The organism is Ligilactobacillus apodemi DSM 16634 = JCM 16172 (genome assembly GCF_001434405.1).
Lineage (GTDB): Bacteria > Bacillota > Bacilli > Lactobacillales > Lactobacillaceae > Ligilactobacillus > Ligilactobacillus apodemi.
Genome location: NZ_AZFT01000019.1, coordinates 1 through 227 on the forward strand (window position 1 = coordinate 1; position 227 = coordinate 227).

The following is a 227-nucleotide window of genomic DNA, read 5'->3' on the forward strand; positions in this document are numbered from 1 at the left end:
GTCCAAGTTAAAGTGGGAACTGACGCTGAAGAATATACCCCAAAGGGCCAGTTAGTGAAAACTGATTTAGGTAAGGCACCGAGTGCTGAAGCAGGAGTAGCTAATAAGGGAGACTTGCCGAAAGATACACAATATATGTGGGAATTTTCAGTGGAAGTAGCGATGCCAGGCGAGAAGCCAGGTACGGTAGAAGTGACATATCCAGATGGGTCGAAAGATGAAGTGCC

Annotated in this window: 1 protein-coding gene; it reads left to right on the plus strand. The window is 46.7% G+C overall.

Features of this window, described 5'->3' with window-relative positions; all coding sequences use genetic code 11:
* The coding region (locus FC32_RS02085; RefSeq protein ID WP_156398997.1) for a Rib/alpha-like domain-containing protein at positions 1–227 on the plus strand (227 nt) is incomplete at both ends.